This window comes from Hydrotalea sp., assembly GCF_049968455.1.
Taxonomy (GTDB): Bacteria; Bacteroidota; Bacteroidia; order Chitinophagales; family Chitinophagaceae; genus Hydrotalea.
Map to the genome: position 1 here is coordinate 160,062 of NZ_JBMFQT010000002.1, position 21,897 is coordinate 181,958.

23 protein-coding genes and 1 tRNA gene are annotated in these 21,897 nt (G+C 33.5%); 11 read left to right on the forward strand and 13 right to left on the reverse strand.

Annotated elements, in window-relative coordinates:
• Positions 1–20: 20 nt before the first annotated feature.
• From ACP5P5_RS02240 to ACP5P5_RS02275, 8 genes are all read right to left on the reverse strand, one after another.
• Positions 21–2,090: an insulinase family protein gene (locus ACP5P5_RS02240; protein ID WP_428284486.1), complete on the reverse strand. Its 2,070-nt coding sequence runs from the start codon at positions 2,088–2,090 to the stop codon at positions 21–23.
• Positions 2,091–2,137: 47 nt separating this feature from the next.
• Positions 2,138–3,475, reverse strand: coding sequence for a M16 family metallopeptidase (locus ACP5P5_RS02245; RefSeq protein ID WP_428284487.1), 1,338 nt, complete (start codon positions 3,473–3,475; stop codon positions 2,138–2,140).
• 128 nt (positions 3,476–3,603) lie between these two features.
• Entirely contained in the window at positions 3,604–4,512 is a 909-nt protein-coding gene (gene miaA, locus ACP5P5_RS02250) for a tRNA (adenosine(37)-N6)-dimethylallyltransferase MiaA (RefSeq protein ID WP_428284488.1), read from the reverse strand.
• Between the two features lie 35 nt (positions 4,513–4,547).
• On the reverse strand, positions 4,548–5,114 hold the full coding sequence (locus tag ACP5P5_RS02255; RefSeq protein WP_428284489.1) for an IS1096 element passenger TnpR family protein: 567 nt from the start codon (positions 5,112–5,114) through the stop codon (positions 4,548–4,550).
• A gap of 99 nt (positions 5,115–5,213) precedes the next feature.
• Positions 5,214–6,644, reverse strand: a complete 1,431-nt coding sequence (locus ACP5P5_RS02260) for a CCA tRNA nucleotidyltransferase (RefSeq protein WP_428284490.1) — start codon at positions 6,642–6,644, stop codon at positions 5,214–5,216.
• Positions 6,645–6,730: 86 nt separating this feature from the next.
• Positions 6,731–7,735 (reverse strand): glycosyltransferase family 9 protein, encoded by a 1,005-nt coding sequence (locus tag ACP5P5_RS02265; protein WP_428284491.1) that lies wholly within the window; start codon positions 7,733–7,735, stop codon positions 6,731–6,733.
• 30 nt (positions 7,736–7,765) lie between these two features.
• Positions 7,766–7,981 carry a hypothetical protein gene (locus tag ACP5P5_RS02270; RefSeq protein WP_428284492.1) on the reverse strand — a complete coding sequence of 72 codons (216 nt, stop codon included), beginning with the start codon at positions 7,979–7,981 and terminating at the stop codon, positions 7,766–7,768.
• 152 nt (positions 7,982–8,133) lie between these two features.
• Positions 8,134–8,712 (reverse strand): Sua5/YciO/YrdC/YwlC family protein, encoded by a 579-nt coding sequence (locus ACP5P5_RS02275; RefSeq protein WP_428284493.1) that lies wholly within the window; start codon positions 8,710–8,712, stop codon positions 8,134–8,136.
• A gap of 107 nt (positions 8,713–8,819) precedes the next feature.
• Between ACP5P5_RS02275 and ACP5P5_RS02280 the strand changes: the two genes are divergently transcribed.
• The 5 genes from ACP5P5_RS02280 to trxA all read left to right on the forward strand — a co-directional run bounded on the left by ACP5P5_RS02280 (position 8,820) and on the right by trxA (position 13,143).
• Positions 8,820–9,632 (forward strand): 2,3,4,5-tetrahydropyridine-2,6-dicarboxylate N-succinyltransferase, encoded by an 813-nt coding sequence (locus ACP5P5_RS02280; RefSeq protein WP_428284494.1) that lies wholly within the window; start codon positions 8,820–8,822, stop codon positions 9,630–9,632.
• A gap of 26 nt (positions 9,633–9,658) precedes the next feature.
• Positions 9,659–10,573 (forward strand): DMT family transporter, encoded by a 915-nt coding sequence (locus ACP5P5_RS02285; protein WP_428284495.1) that lies wholly within the window; start codon positions 9,659–9,661, stop codon positions 10,571–10,573.
• Between the two features lie 669 nt (positions 10,574–11,242).
• Complete coding sequence (locus ACP5P5_RS02290; RefSeq protein ID WP_428284496.1) at positions 11,243–11,686, forward strand: Hsp20/alpha crystallin family protein; 444 nt, start codon at positions 11,243–11,245, stop codon at positions 11,684–11,686.
• A gap of 173 nt (positions 11,687–11,859) precedes the next feature.
• A complete protein-coding gene (locus ACP5P5_RS02295) occupies positions 11,860–12,801 on the forward strand; it encodes a DnaJ C-terminal domain-containing protein (protein WP_428284497.1) in 942 nt (313 codons plus the stop codon).
• Positions 12,802–12,840: 39 nt separating this feature from the next.
• Positions 12,841–13,143, forward strand: a complete 303-nt coding sequence (gene trxA, locus ACP5P5_RS02300; protein ID WP_428284498.1) for a thioredoxin — start codon at positions 12,841–12,843, stop codon at positions 13,141–13,143.
• A 21-nt stretch (positions 13,144–13,164) separates the two neighbouring features.
• Here the strand turns inward: trxA and ACP5P5_RS02305 are convergent, their stop codons facing one another.
• Complete coding sequence (locus ACP5P5_RS02305; RefSeq protein ID WP_428284499.1) at positions 13,165–14,271, reverse strand: fatty acid desaturase family protein; 1,107 nt, start codon at positions 14,269–14,271, stop codon at positions 13,165–13,167.
• A gap of 169 nt (positions 14,272–14,440) precedes the next feature.
• Between ACP5P5_RS02305 and ACP5P5_RS02310 the strand changes: the two genes are divergently transcribed.
• Entirely contained in the window at positions 14,441–15,052 is a 612-nt protein-coding gene (locus ACP5P5_RS02310) for a methyltransferase domain-containing protein (RefSeq protein WP_428284500.1), read from the forward strand.
• A gap of 130 nt (positions 15,053–15,182) precedes the next feature.
• Positions 15,183–15,464 carry a hypothetical protein gene (locus ACP5P5_RS02315; RefSeq protein WP_428284501.1) on the forward strand — a complete coding sequence of 94 codons (282 nt, stop codon included), beginning with the start codon at positions 15,183–15,185 and terminating at the stop codon, positions 15,462–15,464.
• Positions 15,465–15,499: 35 nt separating this feature from the next.
• Here the strand turns inward: ACP5P5_RS02315 and ACP5P5_RS02320 are convergent, their stop codons facing one another.
• The 4 genes from ACP5P5_RS02320 to ACP5P5_RS02335 all read right to left on the reverse strand — a co-directional run bounded on the left by ACP5P5_RS02320 (position 15,500) and on the right by ACP5P5_RS02335 (position 18,343).
• Positions 15,500–16,981 (reverse strand): cryptochrome/photolyase family protein, encoded by a 1,482-nt coding sequence (locus ACP5P5_RS02320; protein WP_428284502.1) that lies wholly within the window; start codon positions 16,979–16,981, stop codon positions 15,500–15,502.
• Between the two features lie 3 nt (positions 16,982–16,984).
• Positions 16,985–17,140: a DUF2256 domain-containing protein gene (locus tag ACP5P5_RS02325; RefSeq protein WP_428284503.1), complete on the reverse strand. Its 156-nt coding sequence runs from the start codon at positions 17,138–17,140 to the stop codon at positions 16,985–16,987.
• Positions 17,141–17,258: 118 nt separating this feature from the next.
• Positions 17,259–17,342 (reverse strand) — tRNA-Leu (locus ACP5P5_RS02330).
• Between the two features lie 32 nt (positions 17,343–17,374).
• The gene (locus ACP5P5_RS02335) at positions 17,375–18,343 is read right to left on the reverse strand and encodes an acyl transferase (protein ID WP_428284504.1); all 969 of its coding nucleotides are present in this window, start codon (positions 18,341–18,343) and stop codon (positions 17,375–17,377) included.
• A 20-nt stretch (positions 18,344–18,363) separates the two neighbouring features.
• Between ACP5P5_RS02335 and ACP5P5_RS02340 the strand changes: the two genes are divergently transcribed.
• From ACP5P5_RS02340 to ACP5P5_RS02355, 4 genes are read left to right on the forward strand one after another with little or no spacing between them, the layout of a single operon-like run.
• On the forward strand, positions 18,364–18,852 hold the full coding sequence (locus tag ACP5P5_RS02340) for a hypothetical protein (RefSeq protein WP_428284505.1): 489 nt from the start codon (positions 18,364–18,366) through the stop codon (positions 18,850–18,852).
• Positions 18,852–19,772 (forward strand): hypothetical protein, encoded by a 921-nt coding sequence (locus tag ACP5P5_RS02345; protein ID WP_428284506.1) that lies wholly within the window; start codon positions 18,852–18,854, stop codon positions 19,770–19,772. The genes ACP5P5_RS02340 and ACP5P5_RS02345 overlap by 1 nt, the downstream gene beginning before the upstream one ends.
• Before the next feature lie 12 nt (positions 19,773–19,784).
• Complete coding sequence (locus tag ACP5P5_RS02350) at positions 19,785–20,906, forward strand: M42 family metallopeptidase (RefSeq protein ID WP_428284507.1); 1,122 nt, start codon at positions 19,785–19,787, stop codon at positions 20,904–20,906.
• Positions 20,907–20,966: 60 nt separating this feature from the next.
• Complete coding sequence (locus ACP5P5_RS02355) at positions 20,967–21,797, forward strand: type 1 glutamine amidotransferase (RefSeq protein WP_428284508.1); 831 nt, start codon at positions 20,967–20,969, stop codon at positions 21,795–21,797.
• The last annotated feature ends 100 nt before the right edge of the window (positions 21,798–21,897 follow it).

Here is a 21,897-nt window from a genome sequence, read left to right on the forward strand (position 1 = left end):
ATGAGAAATTAAATTGGTATTTAATTAAAATCTGCAGCTTTGAGTCCTTGGTTCACTTTTACCTCATCAACATTCAACTCAATTTTTAAACGTCCTTGATCTACTACCGTTTTCATTGGAATCATTAATCCATTGTAGGCTTTGTAATCATGATAATAAGTTTGTATAACCATTTTACCGGCAGGTCCGGCATCTTTCTCATTAACCGACTTTAATTTCAATCCGGAATTTACATCGTAATAATTGGTAACAATTCTGCCTCTAGGCGATTTAATTTCAACTGCATAAGCATCTTTACCATCAACAGGTTCAATATCCTTTACTGTAATTACATAACCCGGTTTACTTAAATAATATGCTTCAGGAAGCATGGATCCCTGTTCATCCAATTCTTCCTTATCATCATCTTTCAGTGGCTGATTTTGTCCTTGCGCAGTAACGGAATAGTTGCCATCTTTAATTAATTGCTTTTGCAACATCATTCCTTGAATAGATAAGGTTTGCTCAAAATAACCCGGGAATAAGAACTTTTGTACAAATTGTAATGTTTGACCCATTGCCGCTGCATTTCCTTTTATTTCTAAATCTTTAATATTAGTCAAAGCAGCATTACCCATAGCACTAGCTGCTTTTTCTATAATGCTTTTGCCACTTACATTCGCATCAGCTTTTTTTATAACCGGGGCTGCAACAGGATTTCCTTCTGCGTTATAATATTGTATCGTTCCATATTTCTCCAACCCGTTTACAATTTGCTTAGCATTACCTACAATTACCGTATACATATGTTGTGGCTGAATATACTTTTGCGCCATTTGCATAACGGTACTGGCATTTACAGCAGCTATGTTCTTCAAATAATTCTGATAATAATCAGAAGGTAAATGATAAATGGCCTCATTCAACGCAAAATTGGCCACCGTAGCAGGGTTTTCAAGGCTTCTTGCAAAAGCACCGCTTAAAGTATTTTTACTTAATTCTAATTCTTCAGGACTTACCTCAATAGTTCTGATGCGATTAAATTCTTTTAAGAATTCGCCTAAAGCACTATCTGTTTTCTCATTGCGTACGGAAGCCTCTGCATTAAAACTACCAATTAATTTATCAGGATTTACTGCACTATATGCACCATAAGTAAACCCGTGTTTTTCACGCAAATTCATGAATAATCTGGAAGAGGAACCCCCACCTAAAATATCGTTCATAATACGAACAGGAATTACATCAGGTTCACCGGGTTTTAACGGTTCAGTTTGAACGAAGTTTATAACACTTTGAACAGACACAGGACGATCAACAATAGCTATAATGGGGTTTTCAGGATTCGTTGGCGTTGGATAAGTCATTTTAGGAACATCGCCCCTTTCCCATTTTCCGAAATAGGTTTCCGCTAAGTTTTTTGCTTCATCCTTTGTAATATCACCTACAAAAACCAAGTAGCTAATATTGGGTTTCCAATAAGTGGCAAAATATTTCTTAATATCATCTGCAGTAACATTTTTAACTGTACTATCCGTTTCAATTTCGCCATAAGGGTGATCTGAGCCATATAACAACTTGCTCACTACATTACCGGCTATGGAATTAGGATCTTCCTTGCTTTGTGCTAATCCGGAAAGCTCTTGTTTTTTTATTTTTTCTAATTGATCGTTTGGAAAGGATGGATGAAAAACAACGTCAGACATTAAAGCAAACAACTTTTTGAAATTACTGCTTAGCGATGAACCACCTATGCTGGTGGAAGTTGCATAAATATTGCCACCTAAAAAATCAATGGCATCATCCAAAGCTGCTTTGTTCATGGTGGTGGTACCGCTGCGCAATAACTGCCCGGCCATGCTGGTCAATCCTGCTTTATTACCCTCAAGCAGGGGATCGCGATTAACGGTTAATGAGGCAGAAACACGAGGTAATTTTGTATTTCTAACCACAATTACCTGCAAGCCATTATTCAAAGTAAAGTTTTCAGTTTTGCCTATTTCAATTGTTTTGGCAGGACCCGGAGGTGGTGGAACAGATCGGTTAATAGTTACCTGCCCCAATAATGCCATAGGAGCAAGAAATAATATAGCAACAAATATTTTTTTCATATATCCAGTTTTTTAAATTAAATGTTTAAAAGGGAAATGTAGTAACATTACTTTTTAAGGTATTGGCTTTTGGCACCTTTAGGCACATAGTATAATACAACCCTGTTGTCTTTCACCAAATATTTTTTGGCAACAGCTAAAACATCTTCCCTGGTTACATCATCTAATTTTTTAATTTCTGTATTAATCAAATTAGCATCACCAAAATATACTTGATAATTTGCCAGCGATTCAGCAATACCTTGCATAGTGCTATTCCGAGTTACAAATTGTGTATTAATTTGATTTTTCACCTTTTGAAATTCATGCTCACTTACTAAACCGGCTTTTAAAGCATTAACAACGGAATCCATATTTTTTTCTAATACCGGCGGCTGAATACCAGCATTGGCAATACTATAAATAATGAATAAACCGGCATCTTCTAATGCATAATTAAATGCACCGGTAGCCACTGCCAATTGTTTTTGATCAACTATTATTTTATTAAGTTGAGCAGAATTACCGCCTGAAAGTATGGTACTTAATACATTAAATGCATAATAATCTTTAGTACCTTGTTTGGGTGCTCTATAAGCCTCTATTACTGCAGGCAATTGAATATTATCTTCAATTACGTCTCTAACTTCACCACCCAAAGGGGGTTCCGTTATATTAGGCCTTGGAATGGGTGCAGTACCTTTAGGAATAGGCCCGAAATAAGCTTCTATCAACTTTTTTGTTTCGGGAATATCTATATCACCGGCAATGGATAACACTGCATTATTGGGTACATAAAATGTTTTATAAAACTGTATGAACTCATCTAATTTAGCAGCATTTAAATCATCCATGCTACCAATGGGTTGATATTTATATGGATGCACTTTAAATGCACGTTTAAAAATTTCACCAATTATGCTTCCATAGGGTTGGTTATCAATACGGGTTCTTTTTTCTTCTTTAACAACTTCACGTTGTGTATTTACTCCAACCTGCTCAATTTTAGCATGCATCATTCTTTCGCTTTCTAACCACAATGCCAATTGCAATTGATTGGCAGGCAACACCTCATAATAATAAGTACGATCTTGTGTTGTGTTGGCATTATTGGTTCCGCCGGCATTGCTGATATATTTCATAAACTCGCCACGCTTAATGTTATCACTTCCTTCAAACATTAAATGCTCAAAAAAATGAGCAAAACCGGTACGGCCGGGCAATTCATTTTTAGAACCAACGTGGTATAATACGCCAACAGCTACTACCGGCGCAGTTTTATCACGATGTAAAATAACAGTTAACCCATTGGGCAGTTTGTATTCATCAAACTCAATTTTACGTTCCTGGGCACGTAATTGTGAAAAAAGCAGAAGAATTACTGCAGTTACAAAAGTTCTTTTCATTTGCAAGGAATTTGTTGTAAATAATATTAATCATCAACGAAAAAATGTATTTAATTTTCTATTCATTAATCAGGGTACAATAAATACATTTTTTTAGCAATTTATAAGAAAAAATATATCCAAAAAAATTATTTTCTATAATTTAACCATTCCAAAATTAACTTATCTGAAATTTGTTGAGGAGCGTACCACTGAATGGCATCATCTTTCTTAAACCAAGTTAATTGTCGCTTTGCATAATGGCGAGTGTTTAACTGTATTAAAGAAATAGCTTTATCTAGTGAAACAAAACCATTTAAGTAGTCAAACAGTTCTTTGTAGCCAACGGTTTGTAGCGCATTTAAATGTTGCAGGGGTTGTAGTTGTTTTACTTCTTCCAACAAACCTTCCTCCATCATTGCCAATACACGAGCATTAATTCTTTCATACAATGCTGCACGTGGCATTTCTAAGCCAATTTTCAATATACGAAAAGGTCGTTCTACCGGTATATTTGAACGATAATAAAGAATGGATTTACCGGTTGCTTTTACTACCTCTAATGCACGCATTAATCTATTCGGATTTTGTTGTTCACCTTTTTGCCAATATTCAGCATCATACTGCTGAATTTGTTGCTGCAACCAGCTTAATCCCTTTGATTCAAAATTTTGTATGATTTCTTTGCGGATACTCGGATCAATATTGGGTATTGCATCTAACCCATTGCAAAAAGCATTTACATACAAGCCACTGCCACCTACCATTACTGCAACATCATGTTGATGAAAAATTTGATTGGCAGCAGCTAATGCGTATTGCTCAAAAAGGGCTGCATTTACTTCATCGAAAATACTGTGTGAATTAATAAAATAATGGGGTACTAATGCAAGTTCTTGTTCCGTTGGTTTTGCTACACCAATATTCATTTCACGAAAACATTGCCTAGAGTCTGCGGAAATAATTTCTGTATGTAACAATTGGGCAACACGCAAAGCAAGTGCGGTTTTACCCACCGCAGTAGGGCCAACAATTACAATGATTAATGGTTTTAACAATGCCGATTATTTTAAAACTATTGGCAAAAAATATACTAAAAATCATCATCCATTTGTCCTTCAGCATCTTCAGCATCTTCTTCTGCATCGTTTTCATCATCGGCATCTTCACCAAAACCATCTGCTGCTTCAGACAAATCATACTTTTCTTCAATGTCTGCAAATTTCTCTCCCAACAGTGATTTGGTGCCGTATTGCTGAGGACCTATACCTTCAACCCTTGTAATTAAAGGATATACCAACTTTGGATTTTCTTCTTTTATAATTTGAATTAAGGCTATGAGAAACACCCAATTTTTATTAAAATCATACACATATATGAATTTTTGATTGGGATCTTTGATTTCACTGCCAATGGTAGTATCGGCCATTAATAATGGCGGCACCACATACGTTTTATCATATACCTCGAGCGATATTTCTCTTCCGCGCTGCCAGGCATCATTGCTACGATAAAAAGTTGCCTGATGCTTGTTATCAAACTCATATGCTTTTAATATGGCCAAATGTAAATCCAAAAAATGTTGTGTATGCTTTATGGCTATATCGCGATAAACAGCATCATCCTCTTCTAAGTAAACCCTAAATTTTAAAACGGCCATACCAATTGTATTTGAAGTTAATTATATAAATCAATGAATTGCTAGCTTCATGAATATTGGAAACATGGAATTAAGGTTTCAAAGAAACGAAAAAAAATTTTAAACAGGTTGTAAGTTTAAAGAGGCCGCTTTTTGTAACATAAATTGATAAGCAGCTTCATAAGTATTTGGAATTATACCGTCTAAAATCGCTTCTTTAATGGCATCTTTTATAATACCTACTTGCCTACCCGGCGATATACCAAAAATGCGCATAATATCTTCACCCGACAATGGGGGTTGCCAATTTCGAATATGGTCTTTTTCTTCAACAGCCTTCATGCGTTCTTTCACCAACTCAAAGTTTTGCATGTAACGCTTAACTTTTTGTTTGTTTTTACTGGTTATATCGGCATTGCACAATAACATTAAAGCATCAATATCATCACCTGCATCAAATAACAGCCTTCTTATGGCACTATCACTAATATTTTCTTTAGTTAATGATATGGGGCGCAAATGCAGCTCTACCATTTTTTTTACAAACTTCATTTTTTCATTCATGGGCAATTTTAGTTGAGCAAAAATTTTGGGAACCATTTTTGCACCCACTACTTCGTGACCATGAAAAGTAAAACCTTGCCCGGGTTCAAATCGTTTAGTGGCAGGCTTTCCAATATCGTGTAAAACTGCAGCCCAACGCAACCATAAATCATTGGTGGTTTGGGCAATATTATCTATTACTTGTAAAGTGTGGTAAAAATTATCTTTATGCCCTTTCCCATCAATATTTTCCGCACCATGTAAGGCCATCATTTGCGGAAATATTATGGACAATAATCCTGACTTACTTAACAAATCGAAACCTATACTTGGTATGGGTGCTAATAAAATTTTATTAAGCTCATCGGTAATACGTTCTTGTGAAACAATGGAAATGCGATGTGCATCTTGCTGAATAGCAGCAAAAGTTGCCGGTGCAATAGAAAAATTTAATTGTGTAGCAAATCGTATTGCCCGCATCATGCGCAAAGGGTCATCACTAAAAGTCTGTATTGGATCGAGTGGGGTTTGAATGATTTTATTTTTTAAATCGTTGATACCATTAAATGGATCAATTAAAGTGCCGAAATCTGCTTTATTCAAGCTAATGCCCATGGCATTAATGGTAAAATCGCGCCTTAATTGGTCATCAGCTAAACTACCTGAAGTAACTTGTGGCTTACGGCTATTTTGCGTATAACTTTCTTTTCTGGCTCCCACAAATTCTACTTCGAAATAGGAATCGTTCTGTAAAGGAATTTTTATTTGTGCTGTTCCAAAATTTTTAAAAAAAGCAACATAAGGTGTTGGATTAAATTTTTCAGCCACTGCATGCGCTAATGCAATACCATCACCTAAACATACAATATCGGCATCCTTGGTTGGTCTTCCTAAAATTTTATCCCGCACAAATCCACCAATTAAGTAAACCGGCAGGTTCAATTCTTGCGCAGCCAAGGCTATGTTGTTAATAATATTTGCTTCAGTATTTGATAAATTAATTTGCATTCGGGCAAATATATTAAATAAAAAATGATTTTAATGTTATTCCGTAGCAAAGTTATTACAATACTATGCTACAACTGATTAGTGAATTATAATTTTTGAAGAAGTGGTTGTAATAATTGTTCGGGTTGAATATGAAGTGCACAATGAAAATGCTTTTGTGGGCAAGCCTTTTTTCCGTGAAGGCCGCAAGGCCTGCAGTTTAGTTTTTCATTTACTTCAATAATATATTTTTCTGTGCTTAATGGCCCATATCCAAAATTGGGAATGGTGGAACAAAATATGGCAGCTACCGGTGCATTAACTGCAGAAGCAAAATGCATGGGTGCAGAGTCGTTTACATAATTCATTACCGCATGTTGCATTAAAGCGGCAGATTGTAAAAAACTTATTTGCCCGGCTAAATTAACAACATGTTTGTTTGCTAACTGCGGGGCTATTTGTGAACACAAATCAAAATCGGATGGGCCACCTAAAAAATACACTAACAAATCATCAGGTATTTTTTGTAAAAACTCAACCCACTTCTCCGCAGGAAATTGTTTCGTAAACCAAACTGATGCCGGGGCAACACATATATATGGTGGTTGTATTAAATGTTGAATTGAGGCTAAAACAGTTTGATTGTAATACAATTTAGGCATGGCAGGCTCGTTGCCCGTGAAATGTGCAATAAGCTGTTGATTTCTTTCTATTTCATGCAAAGTCTTATCAGTATTATTAAATTGATGCTGTATGGCAATTGTGTAAAACTTGCTTAAAATATGGGTATTAAAACCAACTGTTTCTTTAGCGCCAGATAGAACTGTAAGAAATGCCGTGGCCGCGTAACGTTGCACATTAATTACCGCATCAAATTTTTCATTCCGAATTTGAAATAATAATTTGAATAAATTACGGTACTTAGATTGCCTTTTGTTCCATATCCAAACTTTTTGAATATAGGGATGATTATCGAATAAGCTTTCATTGCCTTTACGAACAAGTATGTGCAACTTTATTTCGGGATAAGTGAGTTTAATTTTTTCTAATAGAGCAGTTGCTAGTACAACATCACCAATAAATGCAGTTTGAATAAGCAACATTTTTTTCATAGCTGCAAAAATAGCAGCAATTGGGAAGTATTACTCAAATTCTAGTTCATTACTGAAAAATTCCCAATCGAATAAAACATATTTCTCTTGGAATAAACATAAAGGTTTGGGTGCATGAAGTTGGCCATCATTTTGCATCTCTGTTAAGTCTGACGAAACAGTATGCTTTTCTAACCCTAATTGTAAAATTAATTCAATGAAGGGCTGAATTTTTTCGGAAGGAACATCCACTATAACTCGCGCCATAACCCAAACATATTTCTTACAAAATAAGCCAAAAAATTGAATTTACCTACCCTTTTTCAATGAAAAACATTAAAATTTAATGCTTGTTATTCGTATTTAATTGACTATCATAAAACACATGCAGCAAAATGGTACTTAATAGTGACTTAGGCTTACAATACTCTATAAGTTCCATCAACTAACCATGCTATTCGTTTTGCATTTTTAAATTCTTGAGTTTTGGGATATGGGTTCAACAAAGCATAGACAATTTCATCTTGTATGAATTGAGGTATTTTAAATGATTCAGATGCGTCATTATTTTGCGAAACCTGCAGGAAACATGCAAGAATAGGTTTTCTAAATCTTTTAATTAATTGTTTGCACAAAATATCGTTGCAAATTCGAATAGGTACGCCCTCAATATCTTCTAAGTTTAAGCATGCATCTGCTAAACAAATTACATTATTAAAAATAATGGTGATGGGATTGTGTTGTTCATCTAAATAATCAAATAAGGCCAAATCAATAGCAGCAACATATTGTAAAACTTGTTGTTTGCTCTCCATTAACACTTCATAATTAAAGCAAACATCATGCTTTTTTAATACATTAATTAAACCGCAAACAGCATTTTCATTTGTTGCATCACAAGCAATTTGCCAACCAATTTCAGTAGGTAAAACAACATATATTCCTTGTTGTAATGCTGCTAATGCGGTACTCATTTCAGTTTCATACCTCTCCTCCATTGTTCAAAAATAATTGAAAATAATTTTGCTAAAGCACACACAATAAATAAATGTTTAATAAATAACAATGAACAATACTTTAGTTATGTTTGCGAAAATTTTTTTTAATGGAATTACAAAAATTAATTGATGAGGCCTGGAATAATAGGTCTTTGCTAAAAAATACAACTTATACCGAAGCAGTAAAAACAGTAATTGATGCTGTAGACAAAGGAACCTTGAGAACAGCTTCGCCCACACCGGAAGGCTGGCAGGTAAACGAATGGGTTAAACAAGCCATTTTAATGTATTTCGCAATACAACCCATGGAAACACATAGTTTACCTCCGTTTGAATTTTATGATAAAATGCTGTTGAAAAAAAATTATGCAGCATTAGGCGTTAGGGCTGTACCACATGCAGTTGCCCGTTATGGTGCTTATTTGGCCAAAAATGTGGTTTTAATGCCCAGTTATGTGAATATTGGGGCGTATGTCGATGAAGGAACCATGGTTGATACTTGGGCTACTGTTGGAAGTTGTGCCCAAATTGGTAAAAATGTGCACTTAAGTGGTGGTGTTGGCATTGGTGGGGTTTTGGAACCCTTGCAAGCCAGCCCGGTAATTATTGAAGACGGTTGCTTTTTAGGTAGCAGAAGTATTGTAGTGGAAGGTGTTAGAGTAGAAAAAGAAGCGGTGCTTGGTGCAAATGTAGTCTTAACACAATCTACCAAAATAATTGATGTTAGCGGCAACGAACCTATTGAATACAAAGGTTATGTTCCGGCCCGTAGTGTGGTAATTCCGGGTACTTACCCCAAACAATTCCCAGCAGGTACATACCAAGTTAGTTGTGCATTAATTATTGGAAAAAGAAAATCCAGCACCGATTTAAAAACCAGTTTAAATGATGCCTTACGCGATTTTAATATAGCAGTTTAATTATTCTAAGGCCGGCAGAAAAAAGCATGCTAAAAAATATAAATCTAAAAGCATCAGGAGGATGGCTCATTGCAATTACTGGTGCATTGCTATTTTCTACAAAAGCCATTTTTGTAAAATTAGCCTTTCAGCATACACATGTTACCGCTCTGCATTTATTAGTATTAAGAATGCTATTTTCAATGCCGTTTTATGTTTTTGCCGGCCTTTACTCCCATCAAAAAGCAACCCATAAAATTACCCAAAAACAATGGTTACTAATTGCCAGTATGGGTATTTTAGGATACTATTTTAGCAGCCTTTTCGATTTTATTGGCTTACAATATATTTCTGCAGGCCTAGAAAGATTAATTCTTTTTTTGTACCCTACTTTTACTGTATTAATTAACACTTTCATCTTAAAAACGCGCCTAAAACGCATTCAACTTATAGCCCTCATTCTAACCTACTTGGGTATTGGTATTGCATTTTTAGGCGAAGTACAAATAGATACAACGAGCAATTATTTTTACTACGGTTCATTTATGGTTTTTTTGTGTGCCATTACTTACTCTATTTATTTGTCGGGTTCAGGAAAGTTAGTCCCTATAATTGGTCCAACTCCTTACACAGCTTATGTTATGCTTTTTGCAACGGCTGGTGTTTTTATACATTTTTTGCTTACTGCCCATACAACAACATATGCATTTTTTGAACCTAATTTATTGCTATATGGCATTGCATTAGCAATTGTAGCTACCGTTTTACCCTCTTTTTTGTTAAATATTGGCATGAAAAAAGTGGGAAGTAACAATATTGCCATAATTACCAGTATTGGGCCGGTATCAACCATTTTACAAGCGCATTTTTTTTTGAATGAACCCATTTTATTATTACAAATTATAGGCACTTTATTGGTAATTATTGGTGTTTTATTAACAAGCCTGAAAAATTCAATATAAATAACCTACCAAAGGAAAGAAAATACGCTTTTCATATTGAGTACATAACTTTTATAAGCCTCATCCTTTTCTCTCCAATATCTTTATTTTTTATAAATTTTTTATAAATTTTCATTCGTAAAAAAAGGAATAAAATCATTCTTAACATCAACAGCCACCAAGTAACACTTAAACCTAACACACCAATGGCATATAATAAAAGAGAGGCGAATATGGAATGACAAATATTGACAAGGACCTGATAAAATTAAATGGGATGCAACATACGGTTTAAGCATTAACCGAAACTTCAATTTCCGCATGCTGAATACCAACCAGAATAGTAAAATATCTGAAAGAAAAAGAAAAAGAATAACAATTCCTTGAGTATGACAACTAAATACCGGCATTATTACCAACACAAGGGTTTTAGGTAAAATATTGAATGCCAACTAGACAGAAAGAAGTAACTGCATGTTTTTTAAGCATAAATGAAAGTATGTACGATTTAATTGAATAACTATACTGCCAGAAAATCATTTTCACTCATCACCTAAATGTCATTTTTTCTTAATTTATGTAGTTGAACTGTCAAAAAGTTTTTAAAAGCAGCCATTGCACAACATTTGATAAAATAAAGAACGATAATAAATATAAAAATTGATTGTTAACAACTAAAAACATACAACTATGACACTCGTAAAACACAATGCTATGACTCCTGTATTTAACAGGTTTTTAGATGACTTTTTTAGTAGTGATTGGGCCGATTGGGGGCTTAAAAACTTTTCTAGCGAAGGTAGTACCTTACCTAAAGTAAACATTAAAGAAGACGACAACGGCTACACTGTGGAAATGGCAGCACCCGGTATGAAAAAGGAAGATTTTCAAATTAATTTAGACAAGCAAATTTTAACCATTAGTGCTGAAGCCAAAGTAGAAAAAGAAGAGAAAAAAGAAACTTATAGCCGAAAAGAATTTAATTATCAAAGTTTCCAACGCAGTTTTAGTTTACCCGATACTGCCGACGATGAAAAAATTTCAGCTAAGTACACAGATGGTATTTTGCACATTTATATTCCCAAAAAAGAAGAGGCAAAACCCAAACCGGCTAAAACAATTGCTATTGCTTAACTTCTATGCTTTTATTCTGTAAAAAACTTGTTAGATGGGTTGTGCTATACTTTTAAAAGCACAACCCATTTTATTTCATTGTTAAAGCAGAGTTTAAATAAAACAACTGAGCAATATCAGTTCAGCCACATCAAAATACTATGCTAACTTTATCAAACAAATTTTAAATGGTTATGGAATATAAAGATTACTATAGCTTATTGGGTGTAAGTAAAACAGCATCGGCTGATGAAATAAAAAAAGCATACAGAAAATTGGCTGTAAAGTATCATCCTGATAAAAATCCGAATAATAAAGAAGCCGAAGAAAAATTTAAACAAATTAATGAGGCATATGAAGTGCTAGGCGATCCTGAAAAAAGAAAAAAATATGATACATTAGGAGCCAATTGGAAACAATACGAACAATCCGGTTTTTCAGGAAATCCATTTGGTACTCAAAATGCCGGTGGTGGAAAACAGCATTTTCATTTTGAAGGTGATCCATCTGATTTTTTTTCCGAAGGCGGAGGCAGTGGTTTTTCCGATTTTTTTGAAGCATTTTTTGGAGGAATGGGTGGTGGAAGAAAATCTAAATCACGCAATCCATTTAGCAACTCACCATACGAATCACAACCTTCTGACTTAACAGGAGATGTTACTATTACTTTACAAGAGGCATATACCGGAACTGAAAGAATTATTAGTACCGGAACTGAAAAAATTAAACTGAACATAAAACCCGGCGCTTATGAAGGCTTACAATTAAAAGCCAAAGGAAAAGGAATGAAAAACAGCAGCGGTAAAGCAGGCGATTTGTATATAAATGTACATGTGCAGCCAAATGCAGTATATACAAGAAAAAACAACGATTTATATATGAATTTACCTGTTGATGTATTTACTTTACTGTTAGGCGGCAAGCAAGAAATAATAACATTAGGTGGCAAAATAAACATTACATTACCTGAATGCAGCGCTAATGGTAAAACTATGCGTTTGAAAGGAAAAGGTATGCCTGTATATAATCAACCCAATACGTTTGGCGATTTGTATGTCACATTACAAGCGCAAATACCTACAAGCCTTTCTGCAAAACAAAAAAGCTTATTAAAAGAAGCAAAAGATGCTGCATAAATTAATTAAAAAGAAATTCTAAATTTAAAACCATTTTATATGACTGGAAATTTTAATGAAATTATCTCAGACAATAAACCTGTTTTGGTTGATTTTTTTGCTGAATGGTGTGGACCATGCAAAATGATGGCGCCTACCTTGCAAGATGTTGCACGAACAGTTGGCAACGGAGCAAGGGTTATAAAAATTGATGTAGATAAAAATCCTAATTTAGCTATGAAATATCAAATACAAGGGGTACCGACTTTAATTTTATTTAAAGAGGGAAAAATTTTATGGCGCCAAAGTGGTGTTGTACCCAAAAGCATTATCATGCAACAAATACAACCACACGTAAAATAATAACTGAATGTAATTAGTTTATTACATAGTTTCTTCAAAAATATTTTCGTGAAAGGCATTATTCTTCAATAAGTCATAATGATGTAATAAAGCCTTTTTCAGTTTTATTTTTCGATAAGGTAATTTATGTTGTTTTGCAAATACTTCAATTTCTTTTGAAATGGCAGGATAATATACATGGTGCACATTCGGAAACAAATGGTGTGCAATATGATAATTAAATGAACCCATAAAAAACCGAATAAACCAATTATCTTCTTCAACATCATTTGTACAAGAAAGTTGATGAAAAAACCAACTTGAAGGCATTTTTCCGTTATGATCAGGTAATGGAAATGAATTATCTAAATTGGCATGTGGCGGTAATAATACAATTAATGAAATTATACTGGCAGTAAACATCATAATAAGAAATGCACTAATTACAGTTGCCCAACTAAGCCCAATAATAAACTTAGGAATAAGTATTATATAAGCAATAAATATAAACTTAAATAAAATTAATTTTAAATATTCAATCGAAGGAATTGAGGTTACTTTCCAAACTAATTTTTTCCTGTTAAAGTAGTCTTTAAAATCGCGAATCAACAACCAATTCAACAAGTATAAAGGATATAAAACAGGAAGATATATGTGCTGGTATTTATGCCACAATTTAAATTCACCATGTGGGAATACCCTTGCAATAGGGCTTTGCTCAAAATCACTATCCCATCCCATCACATTTGGGTAATTATGATGTAAACGTACATGGCGAACTCTGAAAATATAGCTGTTAGCCCCCATCAAATCAAAAATATATACATATATCTTATTTAATTTTTTAGACTGAAAAATTGTGCCATGAACAGCTTCATGAATTAATGTTAAATAATTTACTACCAACAGAAAACCCATAAATGCATACAAAAACAGAATAGCAACCTTATAGCTTGAAAAAACCATAGCTAATGCCCAAGCTCCAAAATATAATATTGGAAATAAAATTGCTTTGAAATAAATCAAAAATGTAGAGTGCAATTGCAGTGAAGAGATAGCGTTATTTACCTTTGTTCTTAATTGTAAAAATAGTTCTTCATCTTGCAATTTCCTATAAATTGGCTTTGCAGGCTTTGTAAACATTTCCATGCTAATAAAATTTTGAGTTTTTCAATGCAGCTGGGAAATGGTGAAAACTCAAAATAAACTATTAATAGGATGTGCAAATTTAATTATTAATTGCTAAAAAATTAAACTACTTGTTTAATATTTTTTTCATCTTTAACTTGTTATTCAATTACATCGGTAATAAGAAGTAATGCTAAAAAAAATATACATAAAAAATGCCAAGGCCAAATTGTTTGAAACAGATACAATTTTCAACTCCTTGTACCCTATCGATATTCAAGCATTGGCAAAAAGGCATTGGACCCCCATTGATGTTGCTAAAACTGCTGCTGATTTTTTAGCCATAGAACCTAATACTAAAATTTTAGATATTGGCAGTGGTGTAGGCAAATTTTGTTTAACAGCTGCATTTTTTCATCCTAAAAATTTATTTTTCGGTATAGAACAAAGAAAAAAATTAGTAGATATTGCTAAACAAACGCAGTTAAAATTAGGCCTAGAAAATGTGTGTTTTATAGAAGGGAATGTTATGGAAATTAATTTTAGTGAATATCATCATTTTTATTTTTATAATTCATTTTTTGAAAATATTGCCGGAACTGAAAAAATTGACGACGAAGTAAGCTACTCACTTCAAAAATTCAATTCCTACAATATATTTCTATACAAACAACTCCAAAAGAAACCGGTAGGAACAAGATTAGTTACATTTCACAGTCTTGAAAATGAAGTGCCTTCAAATTTTATGTTAGTGGAAGCCAAAATGGATAATTTATTAAAATTTTGGATAAAAACCATTTAATTAAAAGTTTTTACTAAAAATGTAAAAATAATAACCATTTTAAAACGATTCTGAAAAAATATCAAATTTAAATTACTTTTCTAAGCCAGTAAAAATAATATCTTTAACTTGTCTAATAGAAATAATTTTTATGTTAGCACCTATTCATCCAACCGAACAAGAATTGATTAGTAATATTTTGTTGGCTCAAAACCAAGAAGAGGTAAAACAAAAAGTAGATTTTTTTATGGAATTACTAAATGAATTAGGTACGGGTGAAAATGAAATTAAGAGAATTTTAAACAACATTCAAGCACAATTAGATAGTTGCAACCCTTTTAATTTCGATGCACAACAATGGAGTAATATAAAAATGGCTGATATTTACTGTTATGAAATTTATCAAGCCATGTTTGGTGTTCAATACTTATAATAAAGTTTCCTACTAATTCCTAGCCTTCTATCGTTTTATAAACTAATTTGTTTATTTAAAAACGTTTCAGCTATATCTAAATAGGTTTGTTTTTTTGTTGTAGGCCATTTATTAAAATTTTGCACCAACATATTCATGCGAACATTAGTACTGAAATAATCAGCATGCTTGTGAATAAAACGCCAAAATAGTGCATCCCAAATTTGTTGCCAATTACCTTTTTTGTAATTACTCATTTTTAAAATGTAATTGCTCCCACTTATATAGGGTTTTGTTGCCATTATTCCGCCATCGGCAAACTGACTCATTCCATACACATTAGGTACCATAACCCAATCATACGCATCTATAAATAATTCCATAAACCATTTATATACCGCATTTGGATGAAATTCACACAAAAACATAAAATTGCCTAAAATCATTAATCGTTCTATATGATGGCAATATCCGGTTTCCAACACTTTCAGAATACTTAAATCAATGGGTTCAATTCCGGTTGTGCCGGTATAAAATGTTAAAGGAATATCATTTTGATGCTGCCAAAAATTAGCATTACGCATATTTGTTCCTTGCAATTCATATACCGCCCTAATGAATTCTCTCCATCCAATAATTTGGCGAACAAAGCCTTCTTGCGAATTCATGGGAATATTGTGACCTTGTACAAAATGTAATAGTTCATCTAATAAATGTTGGGGAGTAAGCAACCCATTATTCAACATGGGAGATAGAACACTATGATATAAAAAATTTGAACGAACATCTATGGCATCTTCATAAGTACCAAAATGGAAAAATCGTTCACTTATAAATTGATGCAACCATTGTTTGCTTTCACCATGTGTTACTGCGTAAAACCCATGGGTTGGCATTGAACCCTTGTTATTTAGAAAGCGTTGTTGAACATAAGCAATGGCCTCTTTCACATATTCATTGATTGGAAATAATTGGGTTTGAGGTGGAATTTGATTAGTCGGAAAACGTAGTCTGTTTTCTGCATCAAACGACCATTTTCCGCCAACAGGAGATAAATTATCGTCAACCAAAATTTTCCATTTTTTTCTTTGAAACCGATAAAAATCAGTTTGGAATATTTTAGTTAGTTTTTCAAAATACTGCTGCAAACTTTGCACCTCATTTAAAAACAATGCCGATGGTAGTTGTTTCAAATGTATTTGACATTTTAATGCAGTTTGTCTTATTCTTTTTTGTAACCAATTATCAGTGGTATCAATGTAAGTGATGGAATGAAATCCCTCTTCCTTCAAATAAGGTAATAATAATCGTATATCAGAAAGAGGGTTATGAGCATCAATATAAACAACTTTTTTTTGCTTTTTTTGTAAGTAAGCCTCATAGTATTTCATGGAAGCACGATGAAAAATAAGCTTTTGCCGATGAAAATTGAATTCACGAAAAAATAAATATTCTTCTACTAAATAAATAACTTCAGCTTCGTTCATCAAAACGCTTTCCTCAAATAACTGATGTGGAAAAACAATAGCTACAGACATTCATTATTTTTTTTGCTTTCTACATTTTTCACTGCAATATTTCACTTCTGACCAAACAGAAGCCCATTTTTTTCTCCAAGTAAATGGCCTTTGACAAACAATACAAATTTTTTGAGGTAAATACTGTTTATTGGCTTTAAATGTACTTTTTTGAGACATGGCTTTTTACTTGCAAGCATTAATAACAAAGTTGCAGTTCAGTTGTTGAAAAAAATTAAAATTTAGAAGCAAAGACAATAAAAAAGGTAGTTAATAAATTAACTACCTGATGAATGAGTGCCCAGGACTGGATTCGAACCAGCACATCCTTTCGGACGCTGCGACCTGAACACAGTGCGTCTACCAATTTCGCCACCTGGGCATAGTGGTTCAGGGCAGCAAATATACTTTCATTTAAGTAACCAACAAACTGCATCCTCTTATGTCACTATTATCTAAACGGCCTAGCACCTCAAAACTTCCATCATCATATACTTTCCCAACATCTTCGGTAGCAATAAAACTGCAACTATACAAATTAGCTAAATCAATAATATTCAAGATTCCTTCACCCGTAGCTTTTATTTGTAATGGATCATCTTCATCACGAACCATCACTTTCATCCATGGAGGGCAGTAAAAACGACCATTACCCTTTGAATAAGCTTGTGATAATAATTCTGTCATGCCATATTCCGCATGTATAGCGGGTAAATTAAATGCTGACATGAGTGTTTGGTGTAAAGCTTCTCGGGTAATTTCTTTACGCCTTCCCTTCATACCGCCCGTTTCTATAATAACCGTATGTTTCAACGGTTGAGGATATTGTTCAGCAAAGTCGAGCAAGGCAAAAGTTACACCAATTAACAAAACCGGTTGTTTAACAGCCTCTAATGCTTTTAAAGTTGATGCTAATTGCGCATAATTATATAAATAAAACCCACTTTGTGAATGATTGGAAAGTTTAATTAAGGAATCTACCATTGTAACCAACGACGAATTGGGCCTTTCTAAATAAGCAGGTAATAAGCCAATAATACACCAATTTTTGGGAGAACCATAAAATTGCTCAAAAGCTTTTAAAAAGCTTTTTTCATATATGACAACACTTTTAACCAAATGCCTGCTATTAATGGTTCCGGTAGTACCACTACTTTCAAAAACGGCTTCGGGATAAAAGTTTGTGGAAGTAATTGCTTTGGTTTTGAAAAAAGAAATAGGCAAAAAAGGAATTTTTTCTGTAGAGGCAGCATTTTTATTCCCAGTCAAATCAACCCATTGAGCGTAAACATTGTTATTATCATATTGAAATTGAAATATTTCATTTGCTAATGCAGGAAACGAAGATGCTGAAACTGAAAAAATCTTGTTAAGAAGTTCCATGAAAGGTAAAATATGTTGAAATGAATGAATTATATTTGAAAATGAATATGCGTAATATGAATACAAAAATATTGATGATTTTTTGTTTGACTGCCGTATTAATGAGTTGCTCGAAAAATAAATACACCACAAAACCACAAATTTTTTTAAAAAGCGTAAGTAGTACGGTTGTAGCAAAGGGACAACCATTAACTTTTAATATAGAATTTACTGATAAAGAAGGGGATGTACAAGATAGTATGTGGATTCAAAAAGTATCTAAAGTTTGTCCCAGTAGCCCATTAGCTAATTGGTCACAAAATTTTCAGGTTCCTAACTTCCCTGCCACTAAAGATTTGAAAGGGAATTTTGAAATCAATTTTATTAATAATGTACTTAGTTCCGGTTACTATTATATTACGGGATGCGGCAATGCACCTGACACATGTTATTTTCGTTTTGTGCTAACCGATTTAGCGGGCCATTCGAGCGATACGCTTGTTTCGCCTAATATTGTACTTTTACCCTAATGCAATTAAAACCTTACAGTAGTTTTATTCGTGCCCTTTTTTTTGGCAATTACTTTTATGGTATTTGCGCAGTAGCTTTATCAGTAGAATCGGCTTTTCAATTACAAGTAGCATTAAATCCTCCAGCCTATTACATACTCATTTTTGCTGCTACCGTTGTTTATTATACAAAAGCTTACTTAACTGAAAATTTATCAGACGCCAATAACAAGCGAGCTGCATGGTATGTTAAAAATTATCGCTGGGTTTATATCTCACAAATAATACTTTTTATAATAGCGCTACTTTGTTTCATATTATTATTAAACAAAACATGGCAAAATATTTTTCATATTTCATTGATTGAATGGTTATTATGGTTTTCGGTACCTATTGTAGCAGGTTTATACTACGGTATTGGATTGGCCAATTTTAAAAATTTTAATTTGCGAAATACCGGCTGGCTAAAGCCTTTTGTAATAGGGTTTGTTTGGGCAGGCACTATTACCATTTATCCCATTCTTTTTCAATCACTCATTAAGCCTTTACATTTTCAACTAACAACTTTTGAAGTGCTATTCTTTATTAAGAATTTCATGTACATCACACTTCTTTGCATTATGTTCGATATTAAAGATTATGCCACAGACTATAATCACCAATTAAAAACCTTTGTAGTTCGGGTTGGCTTGCGTAAAACTATTTTTTATATTCTCATTCCATTATGTATCATAGGCTTTGGCACCTTTTTATTTTATACCATTTCACATGATTTTAATTCAGCAAGAATTATACTCAATGCCATCCCATTTATTTTAATTTTAATAGTTGCCTATTCAATGCACCGCAGAAAAAATATTATGTATTATTTAATCATCATAGATGGATTAATGTTGGTTAAAGCATGCTTTGGAATTATTAGTACCTTAGTAACATTTTAAAACTTAACTACTATGTCAAAAAAAGAAAAGGGGAAAAAAGAAAAAGAAAAAAATCTGTTATCAGATGCGTCACTGAATTTTTTAAAAAATTACATTAATACACCATCTCCTGTTGGATTTGAAAGTAATGGGCAAAAAATTTGGCTCGATTATATTAAAAATTATACTGACACAACTTTTACAGATCCTTATGGTACTGCAGTGGGCATAATTAATCCAAATGAAGCTTTTAAAGTTGTGATAGAAGCACATGCCGATGAAATAAGTTGGTTTGTAAACTACATTACCGACCAGGGTTTAATTTACTTAAAAAGAAATGGAGGTGTTGACCATCAAATTGCACCATCTATGCGTGTATTTATTCATGGTAAAAAAGGCCCGGTAAAAGCTGTATTTGGATGGCCCGCTATTCATACCCGGATTAGCGGCAGTGATCAAAAAGAAAACCAACCCAAAGTTGAAAATCTTTTTTTGGATTGTGGTGCAAGAAGTAAAAAAGAAGTTGAGGATTTAGGCGTTCATGTTGGAGCAGTTGTTACATATATGGATGGTTTTGATGAAATAGCAAATGATTATTATATTGGAAGAGCATTTGATAATAGAATTGGAGGGTTCATGATTGCTGAAGTAGCGCGTTTAATGAAAGAAAATAAAATTAAACTCCCATTCGGATTATATATAGTAAATGCCGTTCAAGAAGAAATAGGATTACGAGGCGCAGAAATGATTGCTAGAAGAATTAAACCCAATGTTGCCATTATTACTGATGTTACGCATGATACACAAACACCTATGATTAACAAAAACATTGAAGGTGATGTTGCTTGTGGTAAAGGACCCTCCCCAACCTATGGTCCGGCAGTACATACAAAACTATTGCATTTGGTTGAAGAAGTGGCTGCAGCCAATGACATACCGCTACAAATGCGTGCAGTTAGTAGAAGTACCGGAACAGATACTGATAGTTTTGCTTATGCTAATGATGGTTGCCCAAGTGTATTAATATCCATTCCCCTTCGTTATATGCACACAACAGTAGAAATGATACATAAAAAAGATATTGAATACACTATTCAGTTAATATATAAAACATTATTACAATTAACGCCTAAAACTAATTTAAGTTATTTTTAATTAAGTACTCTCAATTTCATTCATTCGGCAAACTGCTTTAAAATTCAGTAATTTTGCCGGATGAATGAAGTTTTAGATGAAAAACGCATTGCCATACTAGATTTATACAATGGTGAACCCAATGAAGGCATGCGTTGTATTAAAGATTTAGTGGCAGCTTGGGGTATTAAGCATAATACCAAAATACATATGCAGGTATTTAATGTTCGCCAAAATAACGCCATTCCTAATTTAAATTTCGATGCATATATTTCAAGTGGCGGGCCCGGCTCTCCTTTAGAAAGTGAAGGAAGCGACTGGGATAATTCCTATATACATTGGCTACGTTCTGTTGAACAATTTAATAACCATACACAAGAAAGCAATAAAAAGAAACATATACTTTTTATTTGCCACAGTTTTCAAATAGCTTGCCGCCATTATGGGGTTGGAACAGTATGTGAAAGAAAATCAACTTCCTTTGGCGTATTTCCGGTACATATGCTACCTGAAGGTAAACAGGAGCCAATATTCAAAGGATTACACGACCCATTTTATGCCGTTGACAGTCGGGACTATCAGGTAATACAACCTAATCATGAACAAATAAAAAAAATTGGGGGAGCTTTCTTAGCCATTGAGAAAGAAAGACCACATGTTCCTTATGAAAGAGCCTTAATGGCTATTCGCTTTAATGATTATTTTATTGGAACGCAATTCCATCCCGAAGCTGATGCTGTGGGTATGCAAATGTATTTGCAACGTGCCGACAAAAAGAAAGCTGTAATTGATGAACATGGTGAGGCCAAGTGGGAAAGTATGGTGGCACAACTACAAGATCCTGATAAAATTATGTACACCTATAACCACATCATACCTAATTTCCTAAGCTTTGCATTAAAAAGCCATTAATAAAACTTTTATTGAATAGGTATTGGCAATTTACTAATAGATAGAATGAATATACAAGTTATTGAACGCTTGGATAACTTTGTATAATCAAACAATCAAT

What these genes read in the sequence shown, in the direction of transcription:
- ACP5P5_RS02240 (WP_428284486.1), bottom strand. Translation starts at nt 2,090, where the DNA reads ATGAAAAAAATATTTGTTGCTATATTATTTCTTGCTCCTATGGCATTA.
- ACP5P5_RS02245 (WP_428284487.1), bottom strand. Translation starts at nt 3,475, where the DNA reads ATGAAAAGAACTTTTGTAACTGCAGTAATTCTTCTGCTTTTTTCACAA.
- ACP5P5_RS02255 (WP_428284489.1), bottom strand. Translation starts at nt 5,114, where the DNA reads ATGGCCGTTTTAAAATTTAGGGTTTACTTAGAAGAGGATGATGCTGTT.
- ACP5P5_RS02260 (WP_428284490.1), bottom strand. Translation starts at nt 6,644, where the DNA reads ATGCAAATTAATTTATCAAATACTGAAGCAAATATTATTAACAACATA.
- ACP5P5_RS02265 (WP_428284491.1), bottom strand. Translation starts at nt 7,735, where the DNA reads ATGAAAAAAATGTTGCTTATTCAAACTGCATTTATTGGTGATGTTGTA.
- ACP5P5_RS02270 (WP_428284492.1), bottom strand. Translation starts at nt 7,981, where the DNA reads ATGGCGCGAGTTATAGTGGATGTTCCTTCCGAAAAAATTCAGCCCTTC.
- ACP5P5_RS02275 (WP_428284493.1), bottom strand. Translation starts at nt 8,712, where the DNA reads ATGGAGGAGAGGTATGAAACTGAAATGAGTACCGCATTAGCAGCATTA.
- ACP5P5_RS02280 (WP_428284494.1), top strand. Translation starts at nt 8,820, where the DNA reads ATGGAATTACAAAAATTAATTGATGAGGCCTGGAATAATAGGTCTTTG.
- ACP5P5_RS02285 (WP_428284495.1), top strand. Translation starts at nt 9,659, where the DNA reads ATGCTAAAAAATATAAATCTAAAAGCATCAGGAGGATGGCTCATTGCA.
- ACP5P5_RS02290 (WP_428284496.1), top strand. Translation starts at nt 11,243, where the DNA reads ATGACACTCGTAAAACACAATGCTATGACTCCTGTATTTAACAGGTTT.
- ACP5P5_RS02295 (WP_428284497.1), top strand. Translation starts at nt 11,860, where the DNA reads ATGGAATATAAAGATTACTATAGCTTATTGGGTGTAAGTAAAACAGCA.
- trxA (WP_428284498.1), top strand. Translation starts at nt 12,841, where the DNA reads ATGACTGGAAATTTTAATGAAATTATCTCAGACAATAAACCTGTTTTG.
- ACP5P5_RS02305 (WP_428284499.1), bottom strand. Translation starts at nt 14,271, where the DNA reads ATGGAAATGTTTACAAAGCCTGCAAAGCCAATTTATAGGAAATTGCAA.
- ACP5P5_RS02310 (WP_428284500.1), top strand. Translation starts at nt 14,441, where the DNA reads ATGCTAAAAAAAATATACATAAAAAATGCCAAGGCCAAATTGTTTGAA.
- ACP5P5_RS02315 (WP_428284501.1), top strand. Translation starts at nt 15,183, where the DNA reads ATGTTAGCACCTATTCATCCAACCGAACAAGAATTGATTAGTAATATT.
- ACP5P5_RS02320 (WP_428284502.1), bottom strand. Translation starts at nt 16,981, where the DNA reads ATGTCTGTAGCTATTGTTTTTCCACATCAGTTATTTGAGGAAAGCGTT.
- ACP5P5_RS02325 (WP_428284503.1), bottom strand. Translation starts at nt 17,140, where the DNA reads ATGTCTCAAAAAAGTACATTTAAAGCCAATAAACAGTATTTACCTCAA.
- ACP5P5_RS02335 (WP_428284504.1), bottom strand. Translation starts at nt 18,343, where the DNA reads ATGGAACTTCTTAACAAGATTTTTTCAGTTTCAGCATCTTCGTTTCCT.
- ACP5P5_RS02340 (WP_428284505.1), top strand. Translation starts at nt 18,364, where the DNA reads ATGAATGAATTATATTTGAAAATGAATATGCGTAATATGAATACAAAA.
- ACP5P5_RS02345 (WP_428284506.1), top strand. Translation starts at nt 18,852, where the DNA reads ATGCAATTAAAACCTTACAGTAGTTTTATTCGTGCCCTTTTTTTTGGC.
- ACP5P5_RS02350 (WP_428284507.1), top strand. Translation starts at nt 19,785, where the DNA reads ATGTCAAAAAAAGAAAAGGGGAAAAAAGAAAAAGAAAAAAATCTGTTA.
- ACP5P5_RS02355 (WP_428284508.1), top strand. Translation starts at nt 20,967, where the DNA reads ATGAATGAAGTTTTAGATGAAAAACGCATTGCCATACTAGATTTATAC.